This window comes from Streptomyces sp. NPDC047108 (assembly GCF_040643575.1).
Lineage (GTDB): Bacteria > Actinomycetota > Actinomycetes > Streptomycetales > Streptomycetaceae > Streptomyces.
Map to the genome: position 1 here is coordinate 1,514 of NZ_JBEYUP010000044.1, position 1,196 is coordinate 2,709.

The 1,196-nt window shown below is 56.8% G+C and carries 1 rRNA gene (cut by a window edge); it reads right to left on the reverse strand.

The window, feature by feature from the left end:
- Window positions 1-1,196 (reverse strand): 23S ribosomal RNA (locus tag ABZ822_RS32480) (it extends 1,491 nt beyond the left edge of the window).

Sequence of the window (1,196 nt, forward strand, 5' to 3'; positions counted from 1 at the left end):
GCCTACACCCTTACCCCGGGACAACCACCGCCCGGGCTGGACTACCTTCCTGCGTCACCCCATCACTTACCTACTACCACCTTGGACCGGCGGCTCCACCACTCCCACCTCATCCGAAGACTCAGCAGGCGGCTTCACGGCCTTAGCATTAATGGGCTCAGTATTGGGCGCTTCAAAGCGGGTACCGGAATATCAACCGGTTGTCCATCGACTACGCCTGTCGGCCTCGCCTTAGGTCCCGACTTACCCTGGGCAGATCAGCTTGACCCAGGAACCCTTAGTCAATCGGCGCAAGAGTTTCCCACTCTTGTATCGCTACTCATGCCTGCATTCTCACTCGTGAACCATCCACAACTCGCTTACACGGCTGCTTCACCCGGCACACGACGCTCCCCTACCCATCACAGTCCCCGTTAGGAGTATGTACTGCAATGACACGACTTCGGCGGTACGCTTGAGCCCCGCTACATTGTCGGCGCGGAATCACTTGACCAGTGAGCTATTACGCACTCTTTCAAGGATGGCTGCTTCTAAGCCAACCTCCTGGTTGTCTCTGCGACTCCACATCCTTTCCCACTTAGCGTACGCTTAGGGGCCTTAGTCGATGCTCTGGGCTGTTTCCCTCTCGACCATGGAGCTTATCCCCCACAGTCTCACTGCCGCGCTCTCACTTACCGGCATTCGGAGTTTGGCTAAGGTCAGTAACCCGGTAGGGCCCATCGCCTATCCAGTGCTCTACCTCCGGCAAGAAACACACGACGCTGCACCTAAATGCATTTCGGGGAGAACCAGCTATCACGGAGTTTGATTGGCCTTTCACCCCTAACCACAGGTCATCCCCCAGGTTTTCAACCCTGGTGGGTTCGGGCCTCCACGAAGTCTTACCTCCGCTTCACCCTGCCCATGGCTAGATCACTCCGCTTCGGGTCTTGAGCGCGCTACTACACCGCCCTATTCGGACTCGCTTTCGCTACGGCTCCCCCACACGGGTTAACCTCGCAACACACCGCAAACTCGCAGGCTCATTCTTCAAAAGGCACGCAGTCACGACACACAGGACAAATCCTGTGTGCGACGCTCCCACGGCTTGTAGGCACACGGTTTCAGGTACTATTTCACTCCGCTCCCGCGGTACTTTTCACCATTCCCTCACGGTACTATCCGCTATCGGTCACCAGGGAATATTTAGGCTTAAC